Source organism: Streptomyces sp. TLI_105 (assembly GCF_900105415.1).
Classification (GTDB): domain Bacteria; phylum Actinomycetota; class Actinomycetes; order Streptomycetales; family Streptomycetaceae; genus Streptomyces.
In genome coordinates this window covers 5,023,872-5,045,000 of record NZ_FNSM01000001.1, presented here as the reverse complement: position 1 = coordinate 5,045,000, position 21,129 = coordinate 5,023,872, and the positions used below count along the sequence as shown (strand labels likewise).

Annotated in this window: 17 protein-coding genes; 5 read left to right on the top strand and 12 right to left on the bottom strand. The window is 73.3% G+C overall.

Annotated elements, in window-relative coordinates; translation table 11 throughout:
* Positions 1-119 precede the first annotated feature (119 nt).
* On the bottom strand, positions 120-1,127 hold the full coding sequence (locus BLW86_RS23135) for a stage II sporulation protein M (protein WP_093875818.1): 1,008 nt from the start codon (positions 1,125-1,127) through the stop codon (positions 120-122).
* Positions 1,128-1,246: 119 nt separating this feature from the next.
* Between BLW86_RS23135 and BLW86_RS23130 the strand changes: the two genes are divergently transcribed.
* A complete protein-coding gene (locus BLW86_RS23130; protein ID WP_177181732.1) occupies positions 1,247-2,203 on the top strand; it encodes an RDD family protein in 957 nt (318 codons plus the stop codon).
* Positions 2,204-2,229: 26 nt separating this feature from the next.
* Here BLW86_RS23130 and BLW86_RS23125 read toward each other — a convergent pair whose 3' ends face one another.
* The 8 genes from BLW86_RS23125 to BLW86_RS23090 all read right to left on the bottom strand — a co-directional run bounded on the left by BLW86_RS23125 (position 2,230) and on the right by BLW86_RS23090 (position 10,769).
* The gene (locus tag BLW86_RS23125; protein WP_093875816.1) at positions 2,230-2,844 is read right to left on the bottom strand and encodes a hypothetical protein; all 615 of its coding nucleotides are present in this window, start codon (positions 2,842-2,844) and stop codon (positions 2,230-2,232) included.
* Positions 2,845-2,997: 153 nt separating this feature from the next.
* The gene (gene ahcY, locus BLW86_RS23120; RefSeq protein ID WP_093875815.1) at positions 2,998-4,452 is read right to left on the bottom strand and encodes an adenosylhomocysteinase; all 1,455 of its coding nucleotides are present in this window, start codon (positions 4,450-4,452) and stop codon (positions 2,998-3,000) included.
* 292 nt (positions 4,453-4,744) lie between these two features.
* Positions 4,745-5,710, bottom strand: coding sequence for a cation diffusion facilitator family transporter (locus BLW86_RS23115; protein ID WP_093875814.1), 966 nt, complete (start codon positions 5,708-5,710; stop codon positions 4,745-4,747).
* Positions 5,711-5,776: 66 nt separating this feature from the next.
* The gene (manA, locus tag BLW86_RS23110; RefSeq protein WP_093875813.1) at positions 5,777-6,928 is read right to left on the bottom strand and encodes a mannose-6-phosphate isomerase, class I; all 1,152 of its coding nucleotides are present in this window, start codon (positions 6,926-6,928) and stop codon (positions 5,777-5,779) included.
* A 210-nt stretch (positions 6,929-7,138) separates the two neighbouring features.
* Positions 7,139-8,287, bottom strand: a complete 1,149-nt coding sequence (locus tag BLW86_RS23105; RefSeq protein WP_093875812.1) for an SIS domain-containing protein — start codon at positions 8,285-8,287, stop codon at positions 7,139-7,141.
* Between the two features lie 303 nt (positions 8,288-8,590).
* The gene (locus BLW86_RS23100; protein WP_093875811.1) at positions 8,591-8,773 is read right to left on the bottom strand and encodes a Trm112 family protein; all 183 of its coding nucleotides are present in this window, start codon (positions 8,771-8,773) and stop codon (positions 8,591-8,593) included.
* An 89-nt stretch (positions 8,774-8,862) separates the two neighbouring features.
* Positions 8,863-10,230, bottom strand: coding sequence for a phosphomannomutase/phosphoglucomutase (locus tag BLW86_RS23095; protein WP_093875810.1), 1,368 nt, complete (start codon positions 10,228-10,230; stop codon positions 8,863-8,865).
* Positions 10,231-10,334: 104 nt separating this feature from the next.
* Positions 10,335-10,769, bottom strand: a complete 435-nt coding sequence (locus BLW86_RS23090) for a DUF3499 domain-containing protein (RefSeq protein WP_093875809.1) — start codon at positions 10,767-10,769, stop codon at positions 10,335-10,337.
* Between the two features lie 310 nt (positions 10,770-11,079).
* Here BLW86_RS23090 and BLW86_RS23085 point away from each other — a divergent pair, with 310 nt between their 5' ends.
* Complete coding sequence (locus tag BLW86_RS23085) at positions 11,080-11,535, top strand: metallopeptidase family protein (protein WP_093875808.1); 456 nt, start codon at positions 11,080-11,082, stop codon at positions 11,533-11,535.
* A gap of 266 nt (positions 11,536-11,801) precedes the next feature.
* Here BLW86_RS23085 and BLW86_RS23080 read toward each other — a convergent pair whose 3' ends face one another.
* The 3 genes from BLW86_RS23080 to BLW86_RS23070 form a co-directional block, all read right to left on the bottom strand.
* Positions 11,802-13,328, bottom strand: a complete 1,527-nt coding sequence (locus tag BLW86_RS23080; protein WP_093875807.1) for a DUF5719 family protein — start codon at positions 13,326-13,328, stop codon at positions 11,802-11,804.
* Complete coding sequence (locus BLW86_RS23075; protein WP_093875806.1) at positions 13,325-17,023, bottom strand: glycosyltransferase family 2 protein; 3,699 nt, start codon at positions 17,021-17,023, stop codon at positions 13,325-13,327. The genes BLW86_RS23080 and BLW86_RS23075 overlap by 4 nt, the downstream gene beginning before the upstream one ends.
* A gap of 254 nt (positions 17,024-17,277) precedes the next feature.
* On the bottom strand, positions 17,278-17,541 hold the full coding sequence (locus BLW86_RS23070) for a WhiB family transcriptional regulator (RefSeq protein ID WP_015033978.1): 264 nt from the start codon (positions 17,539-17,541) through the stop codon (positions 17,278-17,280).
* Positions 17,542-18,195: 654 nt separating this feature from the next.
* Between BLW86_RS23070 and BLW86_RS23065 the strand changes: the two genes are divergently transcribed.
* The 3 genes from BLW86_RS23065 to BLW86_RS23055 all read left to right on the top strand — a co-directional run bounded on the left by BLW86_RS23065 (position 18,196) and on the right by BLW86_RS23055 (position 21,122).
* Positions 18,196-18,705, top strand: coding sequence for a cysteine dioxygenase (locus BLW86_RS23065; protein WP_093875805.1), 510 nt, complete (start codon positions 18,196-18,198; stop codon positions 18,703-18,705).
* 12 nt (positions 18,706-18,717) lie between these two features.
* Complete coding sequence (gene cofD / locus BLW86_RS23060) at positions 18,718-19,674, top strand: 2-phospho-L-lactate transferase (protein ID WP_093875804.1); 957 nt, start codon at positions 18,718-18,720, stop codon at positions 19,672-19,674.
* A 140-nt stretch (positions 19,675-19,814) separates the two neighbouring features.
* Entirely contained in the window at positions 19,815-21,122 is a 1,308-nt protein-coding gene (locus BLW86_RS23055) for a coenzyme F420-0:L-glutamate ligase (protein WP_177181956.1), read from the top strand.
* Positions 21,123-21,129: the final 7 nt, after the last annotated feature.

Below are 21,129 nucleotides of genomic sequence, written 5' to 3'. Positions count from 1 at the left end.
GTTGCTGCCGAACTGTCCAGTTCTAGGCAACCGTTTAAATCTACCTCCCCACGACCGCTGTGTCAACAGCTTTCGCGAGCACCGGAGGAGACTAGCAGCTCGGGAGGGGCCGACGCACATCAGGCGGCGGTGGGGAGCGTGGCGCTGCGGTCGGGCTCCTCCAGGTCTCCCGTGTCGCCGGCCCGGGCGGCACGGCCGCCGAGCACGTACACGTAGGCGAGGAAGGCCAGCTCGGCGGCGATGCCGATGGTGATGCGGGCCCAGGTGGGGAGGCCGGAAGGGGTGACGAAGCCTTCGAGCAGGCCCGAGACGAAGAGGACCAGGGCCAGGCCGATCGCCATGCCGACGGCCGCGCGGCCCTGTTCCGCCAGGGCGGCGCGGCGGGTCCTGGGGCCCGGGTCGACGACGGTCCAGCCGAGGCGAAGGCCCGTACCGGCGGCCACGAAGACGGCGGTCAGTTCGAGCAGACCGTGGGGAAGGATCAGGCCCAGGAAGACGTCGAGGCGGCCGGCGGAGGACATCAGACCGATGCCCACGCCGAGGTTCAGCATGTTCAGGAAGAGGATCCAGAGCACCGGGATCCCCAGGAACGCGCCCAGGACCAGGCACATGGCCGCTGCCTGGGCGTTGTTCGTCCAGACCTGGGCGGCGAAGGAGGCCGCCGGGTGGCTGGAGTAGTACGTCTCGTACTGACCGCCGGGACGGGTCATCTCGCGGAGGTCGGTGGAGGCGCCGATCGAGGCCTGGACCTCCGGGTGCGTGCCGATCCACCAGCCGATGAGGACCGCGAGCAGCGTGGAGAGGACGGCCGTGGGGATCCACCAGCGGCGGGAGCGGTAGACCGCGGCGGGGAAGCCGGCGGTGAGGAAGCGGACGGCGTCGCGCCAGGAGGAGCGGCGGGTGCCGGTGACGGTGGCGCGGGCGCGGGCCACGAGCTGGGTGAGCCGGGCCGTGAGCATGGGGTCCGGGGTGCTCGACTGGACGATCGAGAGGTGGGTGGCCGTGCGCTGGTAGAGCGCGACGAGTTCGTCGGCCTCGGCGCCGGTGAGTTTGCCGCCCCGGCGCAGGAGGTGGTCGAGGCGTTCCCACTCGGCGCGGTGGGCGGTCACGTAGACGTCGAGGTCCATGATCGGCTGCTGCTCCAGGCACTGGCTTCGGACGGGTCCGTACTACTGCGGCGCGCTGCGGGTCAGCTTGGCAGACTGGCGTTCGGAGGGGTCGGGAAGGGCAGAGAAGGGTGGGTGCCGTGAGTGGTCTTGTGACGGGTGATGCGGTCGTCCTGGGGTTGCAGCCCGCGCGGCTGCCGAGTCGGGCGCTCGCGGTGCTCATCGACCTGGTGGCGGTGTGGGCGGTGTATCTGCTGCTCACGCTGGGGCTCGCGGTCGCCACGGCGTCGCTGGACGAGGCTGCGGTGATGGCGGTGTCCGTCGCGTCCTTCCTGCTGGTGCTCGTCGGGGCGCCGATCGCGGTGGAGACGCTGTCGCACGGGCGGTCGCTGGGGAAGCTGGCCTGTGGGCTGCGGGTGGTCCGGGACGACGGGGGGCCGATCCGGTTCCGGCACGCGCTGGTGCGCGGCGCGATGGGGGTCGTGGAGATCCTGATGACCTTCGGGGTCGTCGCCCTCGTCGCTTCGCTGGTGTCCGAGCGGGGGCGGCGGCTCGGGGACGTCTTCGCGGGGACGCTGGTGGTGCGGGAGCGGATACCCGCGGCCCGGGTTCTGGCCGTGCCTCCGCCGCCGCCGTGGCTGGTGGGGCGGTTCGCGGGGGTCGATCTCTCGGCGGTGCCGGAGACGCTGTGGCTGGAGGTGCGTCAGTACCTGACGCGGTCGCGTGAGCTGGACCCGGTGGTGGGGCGCCGGCTGGCGGAGCGGCTGGCCGACGAGCTGGTGGCGCGGACCGGTACGCCGCCGCCGGCGGGGGTTCCGGCCGACGCCTATCTGGCGGGGGTGGTGGCCGAGCGGCAGGCGCGGGACGCCCGGCGGGCGTTCGCCCCGTCGGCCGCCGGGGTGGTGCCGGGTGCCGTTCCTCCGCCGTCTGTTCCGACTGCCTCGGTGGTCGAGCCCCCGGTCCCTCCGGTCGTCGCTTCCCCTGCTCCCCCGGTCATCGCTTCCCCCGTTGTCGCTCCTCCTGCTGTCGCTCCTCCCGTCGGCGGGTCGGCGGTGGAGTCCGGGGCGCGTGCCACCGGGTTCGCTCCGCCGGCCTGAGGGGTCCGGTCGCCTGAGGGATCGGGTCAGGGGAAGGCCGAGGGCGGGGTTTCGAGGTCTTCGAGTTCGATGCCGGGGGCGGCGAGGACCACGTCGCCGGCGATGTGGACCGTATGGCGTTCGCCCGTGTCCAGGGCGCTGACCTGGTACTCGTCCACCATCAGGGGGCCGTTGTCAGTGGCGTGCGCTTCACTTCTCAGCAGGGCCCAGGACTGGTCGACCGTGAGGGGGGCGAGCACCGGGTCCGTGAAGGCGACGAGCCTGACACGGGTCTCGGGGGAATCGGGGGTGAGACGCAGGAGTCGCGTGAGGGCGACGAGGAACGCCGGGGACGTGCCGGTGAAGGCGTGGGCGCGCACATTGCCTTCGGTGGCGTGGGTTCCGGTGGGGTCCGTGCGGACCCAGGTGACGCCGTCGAGGGCCGCGCCGCGGACCTGCCAGCTCGCGGCGTGCAGTTCGAGGCGGATGGGGCGGCCGAGTTCGTCGACGGCCAGGTCGACGGAGCCCCGGTGGTCGCCGGAGGGGGCGGTGATCTGCGAGACGTAGCGCCAGCCGGAGGGGCCGGGCGCGCAGTGGAAGTGCTCTTCACCGAGGGGGGTGTGATCGTGCGGGTCATGGAGCGAATAACGGCCGCGGGGCATGGGGTGGTCCTCGGGAGGGGCGCTTCCTGGAAGCGGTAGCGGGGGCCGGACGGGGCAGGCCCCCCGGCACGGGGGTGCGGGGGGCCTGCCTGAGTCCTCTACGGGTGTCCGGGACGGCGCCGCGTCAGCACGCGGGCGCCGCCGGCCGGGGCATCAGTAGCGGTAGTGGTCCGGCTTGAAGGGGCCCTCGACCTCGACGCCGATGTAGGCGGCCTGCTCGGGACGGAGGGTCGTCAGCTTGACGCCGAGCGAGTCCAGGTGGAGGCGGGCGACCTTCTCGTCGAGGTGCTTCGGCAGCACGTAGACGTCGGTCGGGTACTCCTGCGGCTTGGTGAAGAGCTCGATCTGGGCCAGGGTCTGGTCCGCGAAGGAGTTCGACATCACGAAGGACGGGTGGCCGGTCGCGTTGCCGAGGTTCAGCAGGCGGCCCTCTGAGAGGACGATGAGGACCTTGCCGTCGGGGAACGTCCAGGTGTGGACCTGCGGCTTGACCTCGTCCTTGACGATGCCCGGGACCTTGGCGAGGCCGGCCATGTCGATCTCGTTGTCGAAGTGGCCGATGTTCCCGACGATGGCCTGGTGCTTCATCTTGGCCATGTCGGCGGCCATGATGATGTCCTTGTTGCCGGTGGTGGTGATGAAGATGTCGGCGGTCTCGACGACCTCGTCGAGGGTCGTGACCTGGTAGCCGTCCATCGCCGCCTGGAGCGCGCAGATCGGGTCGATCTCGGTGACGATGACGCGGGCGCCCTGGCCACGGAGGGACTCGGCGCAGCCCTTGCCGACGTCGCCGTAGCCGCAGACGACGGCGGTCTTGCCGCCGATGAGGACGTCGGTGGCGCGGTTGATGCCGTCGATGAGGGAGTGGCGGCAGCCGTACTTGTTGTCGAACTTCGACTTCGTCACGGCGTCGTTCACGTTGATCGCCGGGAAGAGCAGGGTGCCGACCTGCATCATCTCGTAGAGGCGGTGGACGCCGGTGGTGGTCTCCTCGGTGACGCCGCGGATCTCGGACGCCAGCTGGGTCCACTTCTGCGGGGCCTCGGAGAGGGTGCGGTTGAGGAGCTGGAGGATGTAGCCGTACTCCTCGCTGTCCGCGGTCGACGGGTCCGGGGCGGAGCCGGCCTTCTCGAACTCGACGCCCTTGTGGACGAGGAGGGTGGCGTCACCGCCGTCGTCCAGGATCATGTTCGGGCCGCCGGTGGGCGTGTTCGGCCAGGTGAGGGCCTGCTCGGTGCACCACCAGTACTCCTCCAGGGTCTCGCCCTTCCAGGCGAAGACCGGGACGCCCTGGGGGTTCTCCGGGGTGCCGTTCGGGCCGACGGCGATGGCCGCGGCGGCGTGGTCCTGGGTGGAGAAGATGTTGCAGGAGGCCCAGCGGACCTCGGCGCCGAGGGCGACCAGGGTCTCGATGAGGACGGCGGTCTGCACGGTCATGTGCAGGGAGCCGGTGATGCGGGCACCGGCGAGCGGCTGCGTCTCGGCGTACTCGCGGCGGATCGACATCAGGCCGGGCATCTCGTGCTCGGCGAGGGTGATCTCCTTGCGGCCGAAGGCGGCCAGGGAGAGGTCGGCGACCTTGAAGTCCTGGTGGGCGGCAGTCGTCATGACTGGGCTGCTCCTCGTGTGTGCGAGTGCGAGGGTCGATTGAGGCGCCTGGCACCACGGCAAGGCACCCTGGGCACACGAATGCCCGGGCGCTTCCTCGGTGCCGTCGTCGGAGGCCCTCTCTCCCTCGGCCGGTCCGTGGACCGCCCGACCGCCATCAGCAGCGACGTCTGGCTGGTCACGAATCTACACCGATCGGTGCGGCGGGCCACAGTCCGCATCGGACGCACGAGGCCCCCGGGACGTGCGTCCCGGGGGCCTGAGGCGGGTGGGGCGTGCTCGCCCGTGGGGGTCAGTGGGCGGTGCCGCCGGGGGTCTTGGCCGGGTCGTCGCCCGCCGCGGCGGCCGTCTCGCTGTAGATGTCGGGCTCCAGGTAGATGACCCGGGCGATCGGGACGGCGGCGCGGATGCGCTCCTCGGCGGCGTTGATGGCGTTCGCGACCTCGGTGGCCGTGTCGTCGTGCTGGACGGCGATCTTGGCGGCGACGAGGAGTTCCTCGGGACCGAGGTGGAGGGTGCGCATGTGGATGAGGCGGGTGACGGTCTCGCCGTCGACGACGGCCGCCTCGATCTTCTTGACCTCGTCGGCGCCGGCGGACTCGCCGAGGAGCAGCGACTTGGTCTCGGCGGCGAGCACGATCGCGATCACGATGAGCAGGACGCCGATGCAGAGGGTTCCGATGCCGTCCCAGACGCCGTCGTCGGTCGCGAGGGCGAGGCCGACTCCGCCGAGGGCGAGGACGAGGCCGACGAGGGCGCCGAAGTCCTCCAGGAGGACGACGGGCAGCTCGGGCGCCTTGGCGCGGCGGATGAAGTCCTTCCAGGACAGGCCGCCGCGGATCTCGTTGGACTCCTTGATGGCGGTCCGGAAGGAGAAGCTCTCGGCGATGATCGCGAAGACCAGGACGCCGACCGGCCAGTACCAGGCCTCGATGGGGTGCGGGTGCTTGATCTTCTCGTAGCCCTCGTAGATGGCGAACATGCCGCCGACGGAGAAGAGCACGATGGAGACGAGGAAGGCGTAGATGTACCGCTCGCGGCCGTAGCCGAAGGGGTGCTGCGGGGTGGCCTCGCGCTGGGCCTTCTTGCCGCCGAGGAGCAGCAGGCCCTGGTTGCCGGAGTCGGCGAGCGAGTGAACGCTCTCGGCGAGCATCGACGACGAACCGCTGAAGAGGAACGCCACGAACTTGGCTACGGCGATCGCGAGGTTGGCGGCGAGTGCCGCCACGATCGCCTTGGTTCCGCCTGACGCGCTCATGGGTGTACGTGGTCCCTTCGTCGATGCTCCGGCTCGGTCGCCGCGGTTCGGCCGGTCATTGTCGCATCAGGCCACGACGGTCGCCCGGAAGACGGTGCCCGCTCCGGTCAGCTCGGTGGCCTCGCCCGCCGGGACGAAGACGGACTCGCCCGGGGCGAGGCTGACCTCCCCCGCCTGCGTGCGGCCCGCGACGGCGAGCAGGATCTGCGGGGTGGGTGCGGTGACGTCGGTCGGCGCGGCGCCTTCCGCGCGGACGTACCGGGAGAGGCGGAACTCGTCGATCGGGGTCTCGTAGACCTCCTCGCCGGAGGGGGAGGCCTCGGGGCGCAGGACGGCCAGCTCGGTCGGCTCGAAGCGGACGACGCGGAGGAGTTCGGGGACGTCGACGTGCTTGGGCGTGAGGCCGCAGCGCAGCACGTTGTCGGAGTTGGCCATGATCTCGACGCCGAGGCCTTCGATGTAGGCGTGCGGGACGCCCGCGCCGAGGTAGAGGGCCTCGCCGGGCTGGAGCCGGACGCGGTTGAGGAGCATGGCGGCGATCACGCCGGGGTCGCTCGGGAAGTGGTGGGCCAGGGTCGCGTACGGGGCGTGGTCGCCGCCGAGGCGGTCGGCGGCGGCATGGGCCTCGGCGACGGTGTGCGCCATCTCCTCGCGGTCGGCGGTGAGCAGGGCCGTCAGGACCTCGCGGAGCGCGGCCTCTTCGGGGTGGGCGTGGAGGAGGTCCACGTACGGCTTGAGGGAGTCGACGCCGAGCGCGGCGATGAGGTCGGCGGCCTCGACGGGGTCACGGAAGCCGCACAGGCCGTCGAAGGGGGTGAGGGCGCAGATCAGCTCGGGCTTGTGGTTGGCGTCCTTGTACGTGCGGTGCGGGGCGTCGACCGGGATGCCGGCGGCCTCCTCGGCGGCGTACCCGGCCTTGGCCTGGGCGAGGTCGGGGTGGACCTGGAGGGAGAGCGGGGCGCCCGCGGCGAGCAGCTTCAGGAGGAACGGGAGCCGGGGGCCGAACTTCTCGACGGTCCGCTCCCCCAGTTCGCGTACGGGGTCGGCGGCGATGAGGTCGTTCAGCGCGCCCCGCCCGGTGCGGGAGGGGGCGCCGGGGTGGGCACCCATCCACATCTCGGCCTGGGGCTCGCCGGTGGGGGCGGTTCCGAGCAGTTCCGGGATGGCCGTCGTGGATCCCCAGGCGTAGGGACGGACGGTGTTGACGAGGCGGTCCATGGTGCCTGCCAGCTCCTCGGAGTGGTGACGGGTCTTCGGGTGTCGGGTGACAGGTGACAGGGGGCGGGTGACGGGCGGGTGTCGGGGCGGTGGGCACGCGGGTGACGGAGTGGGGTCCTCGCGGTGTACCGGTGGTTCTGCCGGTGCACCGGCGCCCGGGTCGGCTCGGGTTGGCGCCGGTGGGTGTCGGACGGGCGCCGGGCGGGGGGGCTAGTGCGGGGTGCGGCCCGAGGTGGCCAGGGCGAGGTACACCGCCGCGAAGTCCGTCACCGCGAGCAGCTCGGCGAGGGTCTCCAGGTCGCCGCCCTCCTCCGGTTCCAGCTCGCTGATGGCGGTCCCGTGGCCGAGGGCCAGCTCGCGGGCTGCCGGGCCGGCGGTCAGGCCGCCCGCCGGGCGGTCGCGGAGCAGGACCACGCGCGCGCGGAGCGCCTGCGGCTCCTCCACTCGGTCGCGGAAGAAGTCGTCCGGGTCCGCGCCCGCCGCGTAGTCGCCCGCGAGGAGCACTCCATGCGCCGGCAGGGCCTCCGGGAGCTCCGCGGCGAGGGCGGGCAGACCCGCGAGTTCGGCGAGGATCGCGGCGAAACGGCGGCCGGCCGGGCCCGCGGCGTTGCCCTCGGTCCAGATCAGCGGGAGCGAGTCCGCGAGCTCCGCGGCGAGCGTCTTCGCCGGGTTGCTGTACGTGGCGATGGCCGGGCCGCAGCGTTCCGCCGTGCGGTCCAGACGGTCGGCGACCTTCTCCAGGGCCTCCGAGGGCGCCTCGATGAGACCCACGCGGTCCAGGAGCACGAGCAGCGGGGTGAACAGGGCCCAGAGGGCGCCCGGGCTGGCCGCGATGCTCTCGGCGTACTCGTCGGGCGACTCGTTCGGGGTGATGGCCATCGGGACGAACAGGCCGCGCGAGCCGTTGACCGCCTCGGCGAGCGGGGAGTCCTTCGGGGCGACGGCGACGACCGTGATCCCGCGGCGGTACGCCTGCTCGGCGAGGAGGGCGAGGCCCGGTTCGCCGCCGTCCGTGGTCGGGAGCAGCAGCAGGTCCACCGAACCCGCCCAGCCCGGCAGGGCCCAGCGCAGGGCGCCCGCGGCGGGGGCGACGCCGGTCGGCTGGAGTCGTACGACGGGGGCGGCGGCTCCGGCGAGCGCGCCGATCAGGTCCGCGACGCCTGCGGCGGCGGTGCCGGGGCCCGCGACGAGGACGGTGCGGGGGCGGCCCTCGGGGCGGAGGTCCGCGATGCCGGCCTCGGTGGCGTGCCGGGCGGCGGTCCGTACCCGTGCGCCGGCTTCGGCGGCGCCGCGGAGGAGGCCGCGGCGGTCGGCCAGGGCGAGGTCGTCCGGAGCGTCGAGGAGAGTCTCGTCGAGCATGTGCGGTGCCTCCCGGGTGGACGGGGTGGGTGAGAGGGCGCTGCGGGTGCGGGGCCTGGTGGTGCGCCCGGCCTCCCCGGAGGGCGCGCGGGCCCGTACCGCTCGGGACCCGTACTCGGCGGGGAGGCCCCGGTGCCCGTCTGCCCGTCGGGGTGCGGGTTCAGGCACGGGAGCCTGGACCCGGCGAGGGGCGCCGTCCGTTGTGCCCACCCGTTCCGCCCCTGCGGAACGAAGGCCCACAACGGGGCGCGTCCGGTGAGGGCGGGCGCCGCTCCAGCGGAACGAATGCCCACAACGGAGGCGTTACGCCGGCTTGCGGGCCTCGTCGACGAGGAGGACCGGGATGTCGTCGCGGACCGGGTAGGCGAGGCCGCAGTCGGGGCCCGTGCAGATCAGCTCGGGGGTCTCGTCCGCCGTGCGGTCGTTGAGCGGAGCGTGGCAGGCCGGGCAGGCCAGGATCTCCAGGAGGCCGGCTTCGAGCGGCATGGGGTGTCCCTTCGAACAGACGGATCGGGCCAGGTCAGCCTACCGCCGGGGAACGGGGCACGCCCCCGTTCCCCGGCGGGGCGGCGGGGTCAGTCCGTCGCCCGGACCAGGGCGAGGACCTCGTCGCGGATCTTGGCCATGGTGGCCCCGTCGCGGGCCTCGACGTTGAGGCGGAGCAGCGGCTCCGTGTTGGAGGCGCGGAGGTTGAACCACCAGTCCGCCGCCGTCACGGTCAGGCCGTCGAGCTCGTCGAAGGTGACGCCCTCGGCGTCCTCGTACGTCGCCCTCACCTTGGCCGTGCTCGCCGCCTGGTCCGCGACCGTCGAGTTGATCTCGCCCGAGGAGGCGTACCGGTCGTAGGCCGAGACCAGGTCCGACAGGGTGCCCTCCTGGCCGCCCAGGGCCGCCAGGACGTGGAGTGCGGCCAGCATGCCGGTGTCCGCGTTCCAGAAGTCCCTGAAGTAGTAGTGCGCCGAGTGCTCGCCGCCGAAGATCGCTCCGGTCTTCGCCATCTCCTCCTTGATGAAGGAGTGGCCGACGCGGGTGCGGACCGGCTCGCCGCCCTGCTCGCGGACGACCTCCGGCACCGACCAGGAGGTGATCAGGTTGTGGATGATCGTCCCGCCGGGGTTCTTGGCGAGCTCGCGCGCGGCGACGAGGGCCGTGATCGCGGACGGGGAGACCGGCTCGCCGCGCTCGTCGACGACGAAGCAGCGGTCGGCGTCGCCGTCGAAGGCGAGGCCGAGGTCGGCGCCCTCGGCCTGGACGCGGGCCTGGAGGTCGACGATGTTCTTCGGGTCGAGCGGGTTGGCCTCGTGGTTCGGGAAGGTGCCGTCCAGCTCGAAGTACATCGGGACCGTCGTCAGCGGGAGGCCCTCGAAGACCGTCGGAACCGTGTGGCCGCCCATGCCGTTGCCCGCGTCGACGACCACCTTGAGGGGGCGGATCGCGGTGAGGTCCACCAGGTTCTTGAGGTGCGCGGCGTAGTCCGCGAGGGTGTCGCGCTCGGTGATGGCGCCCTGCTTCGCCGCCGCCTCGGGGGCGCCCTTCTCCGACCACTCCTCGGCGAGGGCGCGGATGTCGGCGAGGCCGGTGTCCTGGCCGACGGGTGCGGCGCCGGCGCGGCACATCTTGATGCCGTTGTACTGGGCCGGGTTGTGGGAGGCCGTGAACATGGCGCCGGGCAGGCCGAGGCTGCCGGAGGCGAAGTACAGCTGGTCCGTGGAGCAGAGCCCGATGAGGGTGACGTCGGCGCCGAGGCGGGCCGCGCCGCGCGCGAAGGCGGCCGCGAGGCCGGGGGACGAGGGCCGCATGTCGTGGCCGATGACGATCGCGTCCGCGTCCGTCACCCGTACGAAGGCGGCGCCGAAGAGCTCGGCGAGCTTCTCGTCCCACTGGTCGGGTACGACTCCGCGGATGTCGTACGCCTTCACGATCTGCGACAGATCGGCAGTCACGGATCCACCCTCCTGAGTGCTCTGACACGCGTGTGCGGCGCGTGTACGGAACGCCAAAACTACCCGGAGCGAGGTCGGGGGGCGCGGACGGTGGCCGGATGCCGTCAGTTGTCGGGGGAACGGAGCACCCTGAGGTGTCCGCGGCGCCCGACCTCCATGGGGTCGCCGCCGCGGCCTCCGCCGACCTTGCCGCCGGCCTCGGCCGCGCGCTCCTGGGGGCGGGCCGCCTCCCGGACCGCGTTGGCCAGCGCTTCGAGGTCGTCGCCGCTGGGGCGGGTGGGCGCGGACCCGTCGGAGAGCCGCACCACCTCCCAGCCGCGCGGGGCGGTGAGGCGCTCGCTGTGCTCGGCGCACAGGTCGTAGCAGTGGGGCTCGGCGTAGGTGGCGAGCGGGCCGAGGACCGCAGTCGAGTCGGCATAGACGTACGTCAGTGTCGCGACGGCAGGGCGGCCGCACGCGGTGCGCGAACAGCGACGTACAGGGCTCACGACGTTGGACGGTACCGCACTCTTGAGCGGGCCGCGACGACTCTCCCTCAGGTCACTCCACCGTGTCGCGGTGTGACCTCCGACACCCCCCTTCGAGTGATGGAGGCTCTGACCTGCGAGGGAGGGGACCCAAGGAGGGGAGGGCAGGGGGGTATTCAGACACCTTGGGATACAAATCCGGTCAACCAGGGCCAGATGGCCGATCGCGACGAGCCCTCGAATCGGGCGTGGGCTCGGCCGGAATGTTCAGGTTTCGACAGGGGGCGCGGCGGGAGTGCGGCGGGGGCGCGGGCACGCCGGGGAAGTCGGCGAGGAGGCGCCACGGTGCGGTGGGGCGGATGGGAGTTACGCTGCGTCAGTGATGGACAGTCCTGTACCGCCGAGCCCCTCGCACCGTCCCGTGGAGCCCCCGGCGGAGCCTCGGGTCCGCCGCCGCGACCGGCACGGCCGCGGGATGCGGGGACCCGTCGCGCCGCCGCAGGTGCCGCTCTCCGCGAGCCGGGCCGACACCTTCCGCGACCTCGTCCTCGACTCGGTGGAGCGCCTGGAGCGGCGCTGGCCGCAGCTGGCGGACGTCGACTTCATGGTGATGGAGGTGCCGCCGCCGGTGTCCGGCGAGACGGTGCCGCTGGGCGGTGCGCTGCCCGCCGAGAAGAACGAGCCCGCGCGGGTGGTCGTCTATCGGCGGCCGGTCGAGATCCGCTCGAAGAGTCGGGACGAGCGGGCGGTGCTGGTGCACGAGGTCGTGGTGGAGCAGGTGGCCGAGCTGCTCGGGCTCTCACCCGAGTCCGTTGATCCTCGGTACGGGCAGGACTGAGCCCGTCGGGTGGGCCCCGGGCCCGTACCGGTGCGTCCCACGACTGCGCGCCGTCCGCCGGGTGCGGGTTCAGGCACCGGAGCCCAGGCGCGGCTGAGCGCGCCGTCCCGTGTGCCCACCCTCCCCCAAGCTCTCGGCTTCGCTCGAACAGGGCCCCCCTCGCCCCGCGGAACGATTGCCCACAACGGGTGGGCGAGGGTGGGTGGGCACCCCCCTGCGGGACGATTGCCCACACGGCGGGGACGGGCGGGGCCCCGCACAGGAGCTCAGTCCAGTACGCCCAGGTCCTGGTGGGCCGTCGGGAGTTCTACCGTGCCTCGGTCGTCGACGAAGGTCTGGACGGTGAACATCGGGATGCCGTCCTCCGGGAGGGCGAGCGTCCGTGCCGCGTGGACCTTTCCGCCGGAGACGGGTTCCACGGTCAGCGCGTAGGAGCCCTTGAGGCCCCCGGGGACGAGGTCGGTCAGGACCGTCGTCGTGCCCCCCTTGACGGTGACGGTCCTCGACACCGGCGTGCCCCCCTCGGAACCGGCCGAGGCGGTGACCTTGACCCGGGCGTCCGCGCCGGGGGCGGTCAGGGAGAGCGTCGAGGCCTTGGCGCGGTTGTCGGCGACCGTCGCACGGGCGGAGACGGCCGCGGTCGCCGGGATGAACGCGATCTCGGTGTTCTCGCCCTTGCCGCGCACGACCTGGAGGGCCGCCACGACCGGGACCGGCTTCTTCGGGTCGCTCGGGGTGAGCAGCAGGGAGCCCACCGCGCCCCGGGTGAGGTCCGGCAGGTCGGCGGAGGCCGTCATCCCGGACTTCACGTGGAGCGAGCCGCCGCCCGCCGGGACGATCGTGCCGGTCGCGGTGACCAGCTGGACCTTGAGGTCGGCGTCGTCGTCGCCGGGGGCGAAGGCCACGAGCCGCACCGAGGTGGCGTCGGCCGGGATGCCGGGGAGCACGGCGGTGGCCGCCGGGTCGGCGGCCGGGGCGATCCAGTCGCTGCCGAGCTTGTCGTCGGCCGCGGCGACGGCGGCGCCGACGCGTCCGCTGCGGGTGGTGACGTGGACGGTGACGTCCCGCCGGCCGGTCTCGCTCGTGAGGGTGGAGAGGAGCACCGGGACGGTGGAGTGGGCGGGGACCGGGATGCCCTCGGTGAACTGCGACTTGAGGAGGCCCTCCGGTCCGTACAGCTCGATGTCGGCGACGGCGGCCGTGTCGTCCGGATTGGTGAGGTGGACGTAGTCCTGGCGGTCCTTGGCGGTGGAGGCGGCCGGGAACCAGAAGTCGGTGTCGGGGGCGCCGCAGCCGAGGCCGAGGAGGCCGCGCGCGCCGCCCGCCGGGACGACGGTGGTCTGCTGGACGGTCCAGCCGGGGGCGAGGGTGCCGGTCGCGGAGCCGGTGAGGGCGGGCACGGAGCCGCCGTCCGCCTCGGCGGTGACGGGCTTGCCGGGGGCGGTGACGGTGGCCGGGGCCTTGGAGGCCTTGGGCTTCTTGCCGGTCTTGCCGGTGCCGTCCGCGGGCGTCGCGCGCGGGGCGGTCCGCAGCAGGGCGGTGGGCTGCTCGGTCTTGCCCGGGGTGCCCTTCGCCGCGCCGGTGCTCGTCGGGGTGTACGAGGTGTAGAGCGTCTCGGCCACCTCGGAGGTGCTGGGGGCCGGGCAGACGAGGCCGACGCGCTCCACCGGCAGGCGGGTGGTGGCCTTCGCCTCGGGGGCGGCGGTGCCGTCCGGGGCGGTGAGGGCCGCGAAGCCGGTGACGGCGGCGAGGGCCGTGGCGCCCGCGATCAGGGAGAGGGTCGTGCGCTTCACTGGTTGCTGCTCCCGTCGGGACGCTGCTCGGTCTCGTGGCCCTGGGGGTATCCGTAGCCGTAGCCGTACGGGTCGTACTGCTGCTGGTCGTACTGCTGCTGGGGCTGCTGCGGGTCGTACGACTGCGGCTGCTCATAGCCCTGCTGCTCGTACCCCTGCTGTTCGTATCCCTGCTGGGGGTACGCGTACGGCTGCTGCTGGTACGGGTCGGCCGCGTAGTCCTGGTAGTAGCCCTGGTCGGCGTACGGCTGGGCACCCGGCTGCTCCTGGGCCTGCTGCGCGGGCGCCTGGGCGTAGGCCGGGTCGTAGCCGCCGTCCCATTCCTGGTCCTGGTCCCGGGGTTCGTAGGACTGCTGCTCAGGGATCGGGGCGGGCTCGTTCTCCGGGGGCGCCGGGAACTCCGGGAACTCGGGGGCGCCGGCGGCCTCCGCCTCGGCTTCCGCGGCGGCGCGCAGCCGGCGGGCGCGGCGGCCGTCGCCCTCGGTCGCCTGGGCGGGGATCGCGAGCTCCTCCTCGGGGAGGTCGTCGTCGATCTCGCGGCGCCGCCCGGGCAGGGCGAGGACGAGCAGGACGACGGCGAGGCCGGCCTGGGCCCAGATCCACGCGGTGTGGCCGAGCGGCTCGTCGTACGTGAGGTCGAGGCGGCCGCCTCCGGCGGGGAGCTCGAAGCCCTGGGCCCAGTCGTCGACGGTGGTCCGCGTCAGCTCCTTGCCGTCGAGGGTGGCGGTCCAGCCGTCGGCGGCGCGGTCGGCGAGGCGCAGGACGCGGCCGGCGGGGCCCGCGGGGATCTGGGTGTGCGCCTCGACGGGACCGGCGGCGACGGCGACCGGCTTGGCGGTCTCCTGCGCGCTCCCGGCGTCCCCGGTCTTTGCGGCGGGCGGGACGATCATGACGCGGGCGATCTCGCGGTCGACGCGCCAGAGCGCGCTGCCGTCGAGCTGGCTGAGGCGGCTGAGGCCGGGCGTGGAGTCGAGGACGCGGCTCATCTGGCGCGGTGCTCCGTCCCGTACGAGGACGTACCGAATGGCGTAGCCGCTGAGCTCCTGGGTCTGGTCGGCGCCGGAGCCGGCGATGAGGCGGGCGACGACCGCGTCGAGGCGGGGGGCGTCCTCGGCGGCCGCGGTGAGTTCGGCGTCGCCGAGGCGGGCGCCGGAGCCGCGGACCAGGGTGTAGGCGACCTCGCCGGGCGCGGCGGCGCCGAGGACGAGGGTGCGGGGCTGGTCGCGGGTGCCGCTCTCCTCGGCGACGAAGGCCGGGACCTGGACCGGGTCGCGGCGGGTCAGCGGGCCGTCGGCGCCGCCGATCATCCAGCCGACGGCGGCGACGGCCGGGCCGAGCGCGCAGGCGAGGGCGATGAGGGCGGCGACGGGCTGGCGCCAGCCGAAGCCGTGGGCGGCGACGCGGGTGCGGCCGCCCTCGGCGCCGATCATGCCGGCGGCGATGAGGGCGGCGCCGTACACGAGGGTGGCGGGTCCGGCCCAGCCGGTGCCGCCCGCGCCGTTGGACAGGGCGGCGAAGAGGAGGCCGGCGAGGGCGGCGGCCCAGGCCGTGCGGACGGCGAGCTGCCGCTCCTCGCGCAGCAGGCCGGCCAGGCCGGCGAGGACGAGTCCGATCAGGAGCAGGCCGCCGGTGGTGCCGGGGCCGCCCGGGCTGGTGGCGAGCAGGTCGAGCGCGGTGGCCGTGCCCGTACGGACGTCGACGCCGGCCTCGCGCAGGAAGGCGCCGGGGTCGGTGAGGAGGGTGAGCGACCAGGGCGCGAGGACGAGCAGCGGGGTGCCGACGGCGGCCAGGAAGCGCAGTCCGTACGCGGTGAGGTCGGAGCGGCGCACGGCGAGCACGCCGAGGCCGAGGAGGACGGCGAGCGGCCAGACGACCGGGGTGAACGCCGTGGCGAAGGTGAGCAGGAAGGTGTACGCCCAGGTGGCGCGCCAGCTGCCCCGGTCGGGCCGGTTGAAGCCGTGGGCGGCGACGGCGGCGCGGGCGATCAGCGGGAGCAGGATCGCGAGGACGGCGGTGCCGAGCCGGCCGGCGGCGAGGGCGCCGGTGGCGGCGGGCAGGAAGGCGTACGCGATGGCGCCCCAGGCGCGCAGGAGCCGGGACCCGACGATGCCGCGGGCGGCGAAGTACGCGGTGAAGCCGGCGAGCGGGACCGAGCAGACGAGCAGCAGGGTCAGCGCGGTGGAGGTGGAGCCGAGGAACAGCGCGGAGAGCGCGGCCAGGACGGCGAGGTAGGGCGGGGCGGTCTGGGTGCCACCGGTGCCGAGGGCGTGCCAGGCGTCGGCGTACCGCGACCAGAGGTCGGAGACGGTGTCGGGGGCGGGCAGCAGGGCGCCGCCGGCCAGGGAGCCACCGGCGAAGAGGTTGCGGCAGGCGACCAGGGAGACGAGGAGGAGCAGGGCGAAGAGGACGGGGCCGGGCTTGCGGGCGATCTTCTTGAGCCGGGCGAACTGCTCGATCTCCAGGTAGTCGGCGTCGTCGCCGCCGGGGCCCGACTCGACGACGCCGTGGCGGGAGCCGCCGGTGTCGGCCTCGGATCCGCCGAAGTGGGAGGCGATCTGCTCGACGGTGGCGCGGAGGGTGGCACCGGGCGGTGGGAAGAGGGACCGGAACTCGCCGTTGGGGACGACCGGGTTCTTGCGGCGCTTGCGGGCGGCGAGGATCTTCTCGGGCCGCAGCAGGGTCGCGAGGAGGCCCATGACCTCGTCGACCGCCTGGACCGGGGCCTTGCCGACGAGGTAGGCGAGGGTGCGGAGCAGGGTGCTGAGGACGAGCCGTACGAGGACGTACGGGAGGGCCCCGCCGCGGGTGTTGGCGAGGAGGGTGTGGACGGCGCCGGCCTTGTCGACGCGGTGCGGGTTGGCGGCGGTGCGTCCGGCGCAGTCGACGGTGCGGCGCTCGCGGGCGGAGGCCTCGGCGTGGCGCAGGACGGCGTCGGGGGCGACGAGGACGTGGAAGCCGGCGGAGTGCGCGCGCCAGCACAGGTCGACGTCGTCGCGCATGAGGGGCAGGCGCCGGTCGAAGCCGCCGAGGCCCTCGAAGACGTCGCGGCGGACCAGCATGCCGGCGGTGGAGACGGAGAGGACGGAGCGGACCTGGTCGTGCTGGCCCTGGTCCTGCTCGCGGCGGTCGAGTCCGGTCCAGCGGCGGCCGCTGCGGGCGATGCTCACGCCGGCTTCGAGGAGCTGCTTCCTGTCGTACCAGCCGCGCAGCTTGGGGCCGATGACGGCGGCTTCCGCGTCGGACTCGGCGACGCGCAGGAGTTCGGCGAGGGCGCCGGGCTCGGGGGCGCAGTCGTCGTGGAGGAGCCAGAGCCACTGGACCGGTTCGCCGTGCGGGAGTTCGGGGAGGTCGTACGCCTCGTCGTTCCAGGTCCGGCTGGCGGGGTCCCAGCCGCTGGGGCGCTTCAGGTAGGGCAGTTCCTCGGGTCCGAGCAGGGGCGCGGTGCGGGCGGCCTCCTCGACGGCGGCGCCGAAGCCGGTGCGGCGCGCGAGGTGCAGGACGCGGTCGGCGCCGATGGCGTCGGCGACGAGCTGCGCCGAGTCGTCGGCGCTGCCGGTGTCGGCCGCCACCACGTTCTGCACGGGGCGCTCCTGGGCGAGCAGCCCGGCGAGTGCGTCGGGCAGCCAGCGGGCGCCGTCGTGGGTGACGAGCACGGCGGTGACGACGTGTCGCGGAAACTCAGGAGTTGAGGACATCGAGCTACGGGCCCTCCGGCCGGGGTCGCCCGCGGGGGGCGTGGGGAGCGTCTCGGACGGAGGCCCACACTAACGGCTGCACGCGGAGCGGTCCGCCGCCCTGTGGACAGACCGTGCGGGAGGGCTTCGTAAGGGACACCGTGCCGGACACGCGGAACGGTCCGCCGCCTGTGGATGGTGCACAGGGGGCGGACCGTTCGTCATGTCCTGGTGTGCGCGCCGTGGCGCGGGGGGCCCGGCAGGCTTCGCGCGGTTCAGACGGCGGCCTTCTTCAGCCGGCGTCGCTCGCGCTCGGAGAGGCCGCCCCAGATGCCGAACCGCTCGTCGTTCTGCAGGGCGTATTCGAGGCACTCGGAGCGGACCTCGCAGGCGAGGCAGACCTTCTTGGCCTCGCGGGTCGAGCCGCCCTTCTCGGGGAAGAAGGACTCGGGATCGGTCTGGGCGCACAGCGCGCGCTCCTGCCAGCCGAGTTCCTCGTCCGCGTCCTCGACCAGCAGTTCCTGGAACAACTCGGTCATGTGCGCCCCTCGTCTGTTCTGTGCGTCCCCGTGATGTTGCCGGGGCGAACCCGGCCGAACGACACGAGTGAAATTACAAGTTCGTGCTCTGTGCGAGTCAAGCCGAGATCTGCTATTGGGCCCCGTATTCACTCTGCGGAACCAAGCGTATGCGGAAAGTGTTCAAATCACCAAAAAACGTGACACATGCCGCTGGCTTGATCGCGCCGTGCCGCCTTCACAGAGGAGGACGTCCAGGACTTGGATCTTGTTGCGATCCGACCATGGAAGCGATCTGGATCACAGCCCGATCACAGCCCTCCATGTTTGAGGGCGCGGTCGAAGCGCCATCTGTCCTGGTCCGCGCCTGAACAAACCTTTCTCCGGGCACAGTAACCGGATGAGGTGAAACATTGCCCCCAAATCGGGCATTGAGTTGACAGTCGGGTGCCCCTCCGGCCACCTTTGGTGGCATGCCAGCGACCGCAGCGCCCTCCGCGACCCACAGCCGTGGGTTCCGCCGCGCTGTCCAGGCGCGCTGTTGCTGTTGCTGTCCCAGCTGTTGATGCCGTAGAGCTCCAGCTTCTTCCCCCAGCGTCACCCCGCGTCACCCGTGTCACCTCTCTTTCGTGACCCCCCACCGCTTCTGTTTCTGCTGAGGAACCTCCCCACCCCATGAACATGGACAGCGACCTTCAGATCGCCGGCGACATCCTCGAGGTCCCGCACCTCCTCCAGCCCGAGCGCGCCCACCCCGTCACCGTGGCCGAGTTCGCCGGCCTCGCGCGCTCCATCGCCGACGACCGCTCCCAGTGGGCCCCGTACGTCGAGTACGACGCCACCACCCGCTGGTACCACCGCCTGCGCACCGGACCCGGCTACGAGGTCTGGCTGCTCTCCTGGGTGCCCGGACAGGGCAGCGGGCTCCACGACCACGGCCTCTCCTCCGGCGTGCTGACCGTCCTGCAGGGCGAGCTCACCGAGCGCACGGACCGGGGCGTGCGGACGCTCTCCGGCGGCGCGCAGCGCGTCTTCGCCCCCGGGTACGTCCACGAGGTCGCCAACGACTCCCTCGAACCGGCCGTCAGCCTGCACGTCTACTTCCCCGGCCTGACCGAGATGCCGATGCACGAGTCGCTCCGGGCCCAGTGCGCCCCGGCCGCCCCCGAGGTCCTCCCCGCCTGACAAACTGCGTGCATGCGCATTGTGGTTCTGGCCGGCGGCATCGGTGGTGCCCGTTTCCTTCGCGGCCTCAAGCAGGCCGCGCCGGACGCGGAGATCACGGTCATCGGCAACACCGGTGACGACATCCATCTCTTCGGGCTGAAGGTCTGCCCCGACCTGGACACGGTGATGTACACCCTCGGCGGTGGCATCAACGAGGAGCAGGGCTGGGGACGCACGCACGAGTCCTTCACCGTCAAGGAGGAGCTCGCGGCGTACGGGGTCGGGCCCGAGTGGTTCGGCCTCGGCGACCGTGACTTCGCCACCCACATCGTCCGCACGCAGATGCTCGGCGCGGGCTACCCGCTGAGCGCCGTCACCGAGGCCCTGTGCGCCCGCTGGCAGCCCGGCGTGCGCCTCCTCCCCATGTCCGACGACCGCGTCGAGACGCACGTGGCGATCGAGGTGGACGGCGAGCAGCGCGCGGTGCACTTCCAGGAGTACTGGGTGAAGCTGCGCGCCTCCGTCGACGCGAAGGCCGTCGTGCCGGTCGGCGCGGAGGCCGCAAAGCCCGCGCCGGGCGTCCTGGAGGCGATCGCCGAGGCGGACGTCATCCTCTTCCCGCCGTCCAACCCCGTGGTGAGCGTCGGGACGATCCTGGCCGTGCCGGGGATCCGTGAGGCGGTCGTCGCGGCCGGGGCGCCGGTCGTGGGCCTCTCCCCCATCGTCGGCGACGCCCCCGTGCGCGGCATGGCCGACAAGGTGCTCGCGGCCGTAGGCGTGGAGTCCACGGCGGCGGCGGTCGCCCTGCACTACGGCGCCGAACTCGTCGGCGGCTGGCTCGTGGACACCGTCGACGCGGGCACGGTCGCGGAGGTCGAGGCGGCGGGCATCGCCTGCCGCGCGGTGCCGCTGATGATGACCGACGTGGACGCGACGGCCGCGATGGCACGCGAGGCGCTGGCGTTGGCCGAGGAGGTCCGGGGGTGACTGCCGCGGAGGGGGCGGGGGCGGCCGCTGCGGAGGGCACGGGGGTGACCGTCGCCGAAAGCTCGGGCGTGGCCGCCTCCGGAAACGCGGGAGCGACCGCCTCCGAAAGCGCGGGGGTGACCGTCGCCGGAAGCTCGGAAGTGAGCGCGGCCGTCCCCTCGTACCGGGTCTGGGCGCTTCCAGGGCTTCCCGAGGTGGCCGCCGGGGACGATCTGGCCAAGCTGATCGCCTCCGCGTCACCGGAGCTCGTCGACGGCGACGTCCTGCTCGTCACCTCCAAGATCGTGAGCAAGGCCGAGGGCCGGATGGTCGCCGCCGACGACCGCGAGGAGGCCATCGACGCCGAGACGGTACGGGTGGTGGCCCGGCGCGGTCCGCTGCGGATCGTCGAGAACCGGCAGGGGCTCGTCATGGCCGCCGCCGGGGTCGACGCCTCCAACACCCCTTCCGGCACCGTGCTGTTGCTGCCCGAGGACCCCGACGCCTCGGCGCGGCGCATCCGTTCGGGGCTGCGCGAGGCGCTCGGCGTCGACGTCGGCGTCGTCGTCACGGACACCTTCGGGCGGCCCTGGCGCACCGGCCTCACCGACGTGGCCATCGGCGCGGCCGGCGTGCGGGTCCTCGACGACCTGCGCGGCGGGACCGACGCGCACGGCAACCCGCTGAGCGCGACCGTGGTCGCCACCGCCGACGAACTCGCCGCCGCCGGCGACCTGGTGAAGGGCAAGGCGGCCGGGCTTCCCGTCGCCGTCGTCCGCGGGCTGCCCCACGTGGTGGGCGGCGACGGCGAGGAGGGCGCGCGGGCGCTCGTCCGCTCCGCCGCCGACGACATGTTCCGGCTCGGGACCTCGGAGGCCGTACGGGAAGCGGTGACGCTGCGGCGGACCGTACGGGAGTTCACCGACGAGCCGGTCGACCCGGGGGCGGTCCGGCGCGCGGTCGCCGCCGCCGTGACGGCCCCGGCGCCGCACCACACCACCCCGTGGCGGTTCGTCCTCCTGGAGTCGCAGCGGTCGCGGACGCGGCTGCTCGACGCGATGCGGGACGCGTGGATCGCGGACCTGCGACGGGACGGCAAGTCCGAGGAGTCCATCGCGAAGCGGGTCCGGCGCGGGGACGTCCTGCGCGACGCGCCCTACCTCGCCGTGCCCTGCCTCGTCATGGACGGCTCCCACCACTACGGCGACCCGCGCCGGGACGCCGCCGAACGCGAGATGTTCCTCGTGGCCACGGGCGCGGGCGTGCAGAACTTCCTCGTGGCGCTCGCCGGTGAGCGGCTCGGCTCGGCCTGGGTGTCCTCGACGATGTTCTGCCGGGACGTCGTACGGGACGTCCTCGGGCTGCCGGAGGGGTGGGACCCGATGGGCGCGGTCGCCATCGGCCATCCGGCGGCGCCGCCGAAGGAACGGCCGGCGCGGCTCGCTTCGGAGTTCGTCGAGGTGCGGTGAGGGTCTT

Coding starts and splice junctions, on each gene's coding strand:
- BLW86_RS23135 (WP_093875818.1), bottom strand. CDS start 1,127: ATGGACCTCGACGTCTACGTGACCGCCCACCGCGCCGAGTGGGAACGC.
- ahcY (WP_093875815.1), bottom strand. CDS start 4,452: ATGACGACTGCCGCCCACCAGGACTTCAAGGTCGCCGACCTCTCCCTG.
- BLW86_RS23100 (WP_093875811.1), bottom strand. CDS start 8,773: ATGCCGCTCGAAGCCGGCCTCCTGGAGATCCTGGCCTGCCCGGCCTGC.
- BLW86_RS23105 (WP_093875812.1), bottom strand. CDS start 8,287: ATGCTCGACGAGACTCTCCTCGACGCTCCGGACGACCTCGCCCTGGCC.
- BLW86_RS23085 (WP_093875808.1), top strand. CDS start 11,080: ATGGACAGTCCTGTACCGCCGAGCCCCTCGCACCGTCCCGTGGAGCCC.
- BLW86_RS23070 (WP_015033978.1), bottom strand. CDS start 17,541: ATGACCGAGTTGTTCCAGGAACTGCTGGTCGAGGACGCGGACGAGGAA.
- BLW86_RS23125 (WP_093875816.1), bottom strand. CDS start 2,844: ATGCCCCGCGGCCGTTATTCGCTCCATGACCCGCACGATCACACCCCC.
- manA (WP_093875813.1), bottom strand. CDS start 6,928: ATGGACCGCCTCGTCAACACCGTCCGTCCCTACGCCTGGGGATCCACG.
- BLW86_RS23065 (WP_093875805.1), top strand. CDS start 18,196: ATGAACATGGACAGCGACCTTCAGATCGCCGGCGACATCCTCGAGGTC.
- cofD (WP_093875804.1), top strand. CDS start 18,718: ATGCGCATTGTGGTTCTGGCCGGCGGCATCGGTGGTGCCCGTTTCCTT.
- BLW86_RS23075 (WP_093875806.1), bottom strand. CDS start 17,023: ATGTCCTCAACTCCTGAGTTTCCGCGACACGTCGTCACCGCCGTGCTC.
- BLW86_RS23115 (WP_093875814.1), bottom strand. CDS start 5,710: ATGAGCGCGTCAGGCGGAACCAAGGCGATCGTGGCGGCACTCGCCGCC.